Here is a 6,186-nt window from a genome sequence, read left to right as displayed (position 1 = left end):
GCAGGTTGTTCGAGGTGCCCTGAAGTCCCTCCCACAAGGAGCGCACGCCGCTCCTGCGTGGGCAGGTCACTGCAAAGGGGGAGGATGCGCCGGCTCGGGTCCGGCGCAAGCGCAGGCCTCAGCTCGTCGCCTTGCGCACGGCGTCGGGCAGCGGCGCGCTCTTGCCGGTCTGGGTGTCCATCCACACCACCACCACGTGGCCGTCGGAGTACAGCCGGCTTTCGTCCTGCTGGTCGACGATGCGGTGGCCGATGGTCACGCTGCTGGTGCCCAGGCGCTCGACGAACAGTTCGACCAGGATGTCGTTGGGCCACACGATCGGCGCGCGGTAGTTGACGTTGGTCGCCGCCACCACCGGGGCGATGCGATCGCTCATCGAGACGCCTTCCACGCCCAGCATCCAGCGCACGCGCGCCTCTTCCAGGTAGGAGATGTACTTGGCGTTGTTGACGTGGCCCATGCTGTCCATGTCGCGCCAGCGCACGCTGATCGGGATGCGCGCCAGCATCTTGTGTTCGCTGCTCATCAAACGTCCTTCTTCTTCTTGGTGCCGGTGTTGGTGCTGGTGGTGCTCTTGCTGGCCTTGCCGCTCTTGGCGGCCACCGCCTGCTTCTTCGCCGGCTTTTCCGGCTTGACCTTGCGCGGCGGGCGCGCGTCGGGCTTGTTGGCCATCGCCGCCGGCTGCTCCGGGCGCGCGCTGGTGGAGGGCAGCATCCGCGCCAGGAACTGGCCGGTGTACGACTGCGGGCAGGCCGCCACGTCTTCCGGCGTGCCGGTAACCAGGATGGTGCCGCCGCGGTGGCCGCCTTCCGGGCCGAGGTCGACGATCCAGTCCGCGGTCTTGATCACGTCCAGGTTGTGTTCGATCACCACCACGGTGTTGCCTTCGTCGCGCAGCTTGTGCAGCACGCCCAGCAGCGCCTCGATATCGTGAAAGTGCAGGCCGGTGGTCGGCTCGTCGAGGATGTACAGGGTGCGGCCGGTATCGCGCCGCGACAGTTCCTTGGACAGCTTCACGCGCTGCGCCTCGCCGCCGGACAGGGTGGTCGCGCTCTGCCCCAGCTTGATGTAGCTCAGGCCCACGTCGACCAAAGTCTCCAGCTTGCGCGCGATCGACGGCACCGGCTCGAACAGCTTCAGCGCATCCTCGACGGTCATTTCCAGCACGTCGTTGATGTTGAAGCCCTTGTACAGGATCTCCAGCGTCTCGCGGTTGTAGCGCTTGCCGTGGCAGACGTCGCAGGGCACGTACACGTCCGGCAGGAAGTGCATCTCCACCTTGATCAGGCCGTCGCCCTGGCAGGCCTCGCAGCGGCCGCCGCGCACGTTGAAGCTGAAGCGGCCCGGCGAGTAGCCGCGCGAGCGCGCTTCCGGCACCTGCGCGAACAGTTCGCGCAGCGGCGTGAACAGGCCGGTGTAGGTGGCCGGATTGGAGCGCGGGGTGCGCCCGATCGGAGACTGGTCGATGTCCACGACCTTGTCGAACAGGTCCAGGTGCTCGATCTCGCGGTACGGCGCCACGCTGTGCGAGGCGCCGTTGATCTCGTTCGCCGCCAGGGTGAACAGGGTGTCGTTGATCAGCGTCGACTTGCCCGAGCCGGACACGCCGGTGATGCAGGTCAGCAGGCCGGCCGGGATGTCCAGGTCGACGTTCTTGAGGTTGTTGCCGGTGGCCCCGCGCAGGTGCAGGGTCATCTTCGGATTGGCCTTGTGGCGCTTGGCCGGGATCTCGATGCGGCGCTTGCCGGACAGGTATTGCCCGGTCAGCGAACGCGGCGCCTTCAACAGGTCCTGCACGCTGCCGTGGCCGACCACCTCGCCGCCGTGCACGCCGGCGCCGGGGCCGATGTCCAGCACGTAGTCGGCCAGGCGGATCGCGTCCTCGTCGTGCTCGACCACGATCACCGTGTTGCCGAGGTCGCGCAGGCGGGTGAGGGTGCCGAGCAGGCGTTCGTTGTCGCGCTGGTGCAGGCCGATCGACGGCTCGTCGAGCACGTACATCACCCCGACCAGGCCGGCGCCGATCTGGCTGGCCAGGCGGATGCGCTGCGCCTCGCCGCCGGACAGGGTGTCGGCCTTGCGTTCGAGGGTGAGGTAATCCAGGCCGACGTCGACCAGGAAGCCCAGCCGTTCGGCGATCTCCTTGACGATCTTGCTGGCGATCTCGCCGCGCCAGCCGGGCAGGTCGAGCTGGCGGAAGAAGCTCAGCGCATCGTCGATCGGCAGCACCACCAGGTCCGGCAGCGGACGGTCGGCGACGAACACGTTGCGCGCGGCCTTGTTCAGGCGCGCGCCCTTGCAGTCCGGGCACGGCCGTTCGCTGATGTACTTGGCCAGTTCCTCGCGCACCGCCGGCGATTCGGTCTCGCGGTAGCGGCGTTCCAGGTTGGGGATGATGCCTTCGAAGCGATGCTTGCGCTGGGTGCGGCCGCCGGCATCGGTGAAGTAGGTGAAGGTGATGGTCTCGTCGCCGCTGCCGTACAGCACCGCCTGGCGCACGCTCGCCGGCAGCGATTGCCAGGGCGCGTCGACGTCGAACTTGTAGTGCTTGGCCAGCGAGGCGATCAGCTGGAAGTAGTACGCGTTGCGCCGGTCCCAGCCGCGCACCGCGCCGGCCGACAGCGACAGCTCCGGATGCACCACCACCCGCTCGGGATCGAAGAACTCGGCCACGCCCAGGCCGTCGCAGCTCGGGCAGGCGCCCATCGGCGCGTTGAACGAGAACAGGCGCGGTTCCAACTCCGGCAGCGAGTAGTCGCAGACCGGGCAGCTGTACTTGGAGGAGAACAGGTGCGGCGCGGCCGCGGTGTCGTCCAGCGACTGCACCGACACCATGCCGTCGGCCAGCTTCAACGCGGTCTCGAAGCTCTCGGCCAGGCGCTGCTTGATGTCCTCGCGCGGGCGGAAGCGGTCGATCACCGCCTCGATGGTGTGCTTCTGGCGCAGCGCCAGCGCCGGCACCGCGTCGATCTCGTACAGCTCGCCGTCCACGCGCACGCGCACGAAGCCCTGCGCGCGCAGTTGTTCGAACACCTGCGCATGCTCGCCCTTGCGCTCGCGGATCACCGGCGCCAGCAGCATGTAGCGCTGCTCCGGGTCCAGGGTCAGCACCTGGTCGACCATCTGGCTGACCGTCTGCGCCTCCAGCGGGTAGCCGTGGTCGGGGCAGCGCGGCTGGCCGACGCGTGCGTACAGCAGGCGCAGGTAGTCGTAGATCTCGGTGATGGTGCCGACGGTGGAGCGCGGGTTGTGCGAGGTCGACTTCTGCTCGATCGCGATCGCCGGCGACAGGCCTTCGATGTGATCGATGTCGGGCTTCTCCATCACGCTGAGGAACTGCCGCGCGTACGCCGACAGCGACTCCACGTAGCGGCGCTGGCCCTCGGCGTAGATGGTGTCGAACGCCAGCGAGGACTTGCCGGACCCGGACAGGCCGGTAATCACGATCAGCTTGTCGCGCGGCAGGTCGAGGTCGAGGTTCTTGAGGTTGTGCGTCCGCGCGCCGCGGATGCGGATGTAATCCATCGCCATGAAGAGATTCCGGAATGTGCCGGCCGTGGCGGTGCCGCTGGCCAGTGTGGGGGCGGAAAGGGGACGGCAATCGATCAGCGTACCCAGCTTGTCAGGTGGGGGCAATTGCCGCAGATCCCAGCGCCGCCGGGCGCCGGCGGCTGGCTGGTTCAGGCAGTCGCGCCGGCCCGCGGGGCTTGACAGTCCGGGCCTGGGTGGGCTTGACCCTGCTGCGCGCGGCGGCTTACAATCCCGCTCCTGTCTGCCCGAAACGGCACGGCAGGAACGACCACAATAACTACAGAGGAAGTCTGGTCATGTACGCAGTACTGGTCACCGGCGGTAAGCAATACCGCGTCGCGCAGGGCGAAACGCTCCGCGTGGAAAAGCTCGAAGTCGAAGCCGGCAACGAGATCACGTTCGACAACATCCTGATGCTGGGCGACAGCGACGGCATCAAGATCGGCGACGCGCTGAAGGGCGCCGCCGTCACCGCCAAGGTCGTGGCCCACGGCCGCGCCGACAAGGTGCGCATCATCAAGTTCCGCCGCCGCAAGCACCACATGAAGCGTCAGGGTCATCGGCAGCACTACACCGAAATCGAGATCACCGGCATCGCCGGTGGCGACAAGAAGTAAGGAGCAGCAGTCATGGCACACAAAAAAGGCGTAGGTTCCTCGCGCAACGGCCGCGACTCCAACCCGAAGTACCTGGGCGTGAAGATGTTCGGCGGCCAGGCCATCGAAGCCGGCAACATCATCGTGCGTCAGCGCGGCACCCAGTTCCACCCGGGCGCCGGCGTCGGCCTGGGTCGCGACCACACCCTGTTCGCGCTGGTCGACGGCAAGGTCGAGTTCTCGGTGAAGGGCGCCAAGAAGCGCCGCACCGTGAGCGTGGTCACCGAGGCGTAAGTCGCCGGTGTCCAGGGCCTGCGCCGTGGCGCAGGCTTGCTGACGAAAGCCCCGCTTCGGCGGGGTTTTTGTTTTGCGGCTGGGAATGGGGAGTGGGGAATCGGAAATGGGCAAAGGCGCCTCCCGTGAACTCGCCCTGTCCTGGTTGCGTCAGGCAATGCAGTGATGGATTTTGCCGATCTGTGGCTGCGACATAGAATCGTCGCCGCGGCGATGGCTCGCTTTTCCCATTCCCGATTCACCATTCCCCATTCCCGGTTGTTATCCATGAAACTCGTAGACGAAGCGGAAATCCAGGTCACGGCCGGCAATGGCGGCAATGGCTGCATCGGCTTTCGCCGCGAGAAGTTCATCCCGCTGGGTGGGCCCGACGGTGGCGATGGCGGCAACGGCGGCAGCGTGTGGCTGGTCGCCGACGAGAATCTCAATACCCTGGTCGACTTCCGCCACCAGCGCGCGTTCCGTGCGCAGCGCGGCGAGAACGGCATGGGCCGGCAGATGTACGGCAAGGCCGGCGAGGATCTGACCATCACCGTGCCGGTCGGCACTGTGGTGATCAACGTCGAGACCGACGAGGTCATCGGCGACCTGATCGCGCATGGCGACCGCCTGCTGGTCGCGCAGGGCGGCAAGGGCGGCCTGGGCAACATGCATTTCAAGAGTTCGGTGACCCGCGCGCCGCGCAAGGCGACGCCGGGCGAGGAGGGCGAGGAGCGCACGCTCAAGCTGGAACTGAAGCTGCTGGCCGACGTCGGCCTGCTGGGCTTCCCCAATGCCGGCAAGAGCACCTTCATCCGTGCCGTGTCCGCGGCGACGCCGAAGGTCGCCGACTACCCGTTCACCACGCTGTATCCGAACCTGGGCGTGGTCAGCGTCGAGGCCTACCGCAGCTTCGTGATCGCCGACATTCCCGGGCTGATCGAGGGGGCCGCCGACGGTGCCGGCCTCGGTGCGCAGTTCCTGCGCCACCTGCAGCGCACCCGTCTGCTGCTGCACCTGGTGGATCTGGCGCCGATGGAGGGTGGCGTGGATGGCGTATCGCCGACCGAGCAGGTGCGGGCGATCGAGCACGAGCTGCAGAAGCACGACCCGGAGCTGCTGGCCAAGCCGCGCTGGCTGGTGCTGAACAAGGCCGACCTGATGTTCGAGGACGAGGCGCGGGCGCTGGCCGAGCAGGTCGTCGTCGAACTGGGCTGGACCCAGCCCTGGTACCTGGTGTCGGCGCTGGGCCGCGAAGGCACCTGGCCGATCATGAAGGACGTGATGGCGTTCTTCGACCGCCAGCGCGAGGAGGCGCTGGAGGCGGCCGCCAATGCCTCCTGAGCGTCGCGCCGTCCCGCGGCGCGCGGGGCAGGGTGACGCGCACACGAAAAACCCGGCCGAGGCCGGGCTTTTTCGTGGTGCTGCCGGAAGCGTGCGCGCTTCCGGCGTCGACGGCAGCCGATCAGGCGGCGGTCTTGATCGCCTTGATGCGGGCGCTCAGGCGGCTCTTGTGACGGGCAGCCTTGTTCTTGTGGATCAGGCCACGCGAGCTGAAACGGTCGAGGATCGGCTGGGCGATGGCGAAAGCGGCTTCGGCGCCGGCTGCGTCGTTGGCGTCCAGGGCCTTGATGACCTTCTTGACGGCGGTGCGCAGCATCGAACGCTGAGCCGTGTTGCGCGCGTTGCGCACGACGGTCTGCTTGGCGCGCTTCTTGGCGGACTTGATATTGGCCACGGTGGTGGTTTCCTGGAAAGCTGTGTGGTGGATAAAAACAAGCGGGAG

6 protein-coding genes are annotated in these 6,186 nt (G+C 67.3%); 3 read left to right on the top strand and 3 right to left on the bottom strand.

Annotated elements, in window-relative coordinates; translation table 11 throughout:
• Positions 1–118 precede the first annotated feature (118 nt).
• Together D183_RS0101395 and uvrA are read right to left on the bottom strand one after the other, a co-directional pair.
• Positions 119–526 (bottom strand): acyl-CoA thioesterase, encoded by a 408-nt coding sequence (locus tag D183_RS0101395; protein ID WP_017907399.1) that lies wholly within the window; start codon positions 524–526, stop codon positions 119–121.
• On the bottom strand, positions 526–3,531 hold the full coding sequence (gene uvrA / locus D183_RS0101390) for an excinuclease ABC subunit UvrA (RefSeq protein WP_026144089.1): 3,006 nt from the start codon (positions 3,529–3,531) through the stop codon (positions 526–528). Before uvrA ends, D183_RS0101395 begins: the two co-directional genes overlap by 1 nt.
• A 296-nt stretch (positions 3,532–3,827) precedes the next feature.
• On the opposite strand from uvrA, the gene rplU reads away from it, so the two are divergent.
• From rplU to obgE, 3 genes are all read left to right on the top strand, one after another.
• Positions 3,828–4,148 (top strand): 50S ribosomal protein L21, encoded by a 321-nt coding sequence (rplU, locus tag D183_RS0101385; RefSeq protein ID WP_010341170.1) that lies wholly within the window; start codon positions 3,828–3,830, stop codon positions 4,146–4,148.
• Between the two features lie 12 nt (positions 4,149–4,160).
• The gene (gene rpmA / locus D183_RS0101380) at positions 4,161–4,421 is read left to right on the top strand and encodes a 50S ribosomal protein L27 (protein ID WP_010341169.1); all 261 of its coding nucleotides are present in this window, start codon (positions 4,161–4,163) and stop codon (positions 4,419–4,421) included.
• A 267-nt stretch (positions 4,422–4,688) separates the two neighbouring features.
• On the top strand, positions 4,689–5,744 hold the full coding sequence (obgE, locus tag D183_RS0101375; RefSeq protein WP_017907397.1) for a GTPase ObgE: 1,056 nt from the start codon (positions 4,689–4,691) through the stop codon (positions 5,742–5,744).
• Positions 5,745–5,865: 121 nt separating this feature from the next.
• Here the strand turns inward: obgE and rpsT are convergent, their stop codons facing one another.
• The gene (gene rpsT, locus D183_RS0101370; RefSeq protein ID WP_010341167.1) at positions 5,866–6,138 is read right to left on the bottom strand and encodes a 30S ribosomal protein S20; all 273 of its coding nucleotides are present in this window, start codon (positions 6,136–6,138) and stop codon (positions 5,866–5,868) included.
• Positions 6,139–6,186: the final 48 nt, after the last annotated feature.

The organism is Xanthomonas sp. SHU 199, assembly GCF_000364665.1.
Taxonomy (GTDB): domain Bacteria; phylum Pseudomonadota; class Gammaproteobacteria; order Xanthomonadales; family Xanthomonadaceae; genus Xanthomonas_A; species Xanthomonas_A sontii.
The sequence above is the reverse complement of the archived record's forward strand: the minus strand, read 5'-3'. Positions and strand labels throughout refer to the sequence as shown.

Excerpts from the sequence above, each read along its gene's own strand:
- D183_RS0101395 (WP_017907399.1), bottom strand. The coding sequence starts at position 526 with ATGAGCAGCGAACACAAGATGCTGGCGCGCATCCCGATCAGCGTGCGC.
- uvrA (WP_026144089.1), bottom strand. The coding sequence starts at position 3,531 with ATGGCGATGGATTACATCCGCATCCGCGGCGCGCGGACGCACAACCTC.
- rplU (WP_010341170.1), top strand. The coding sequence starts at position 3,828 with ATGTACGCAGTACTGGTCACCGGCGGTAAGCAATACCGCGTCGCGCAG.
- rpmA (WP_010341169.1), top strand. The coding sequence starts at position 4,161 with ATGGCACACAAAAAAGGCGTAGGTTCCTCGCGCAACGGCCGCGACTCC.
- obgE (WP_017907397.1), top strand. The coding sequence starts at position 4,689 with ATGAAACTCGTAGACGAAGCGGAAATCCAGGTCACGGCCGGCAATGGC.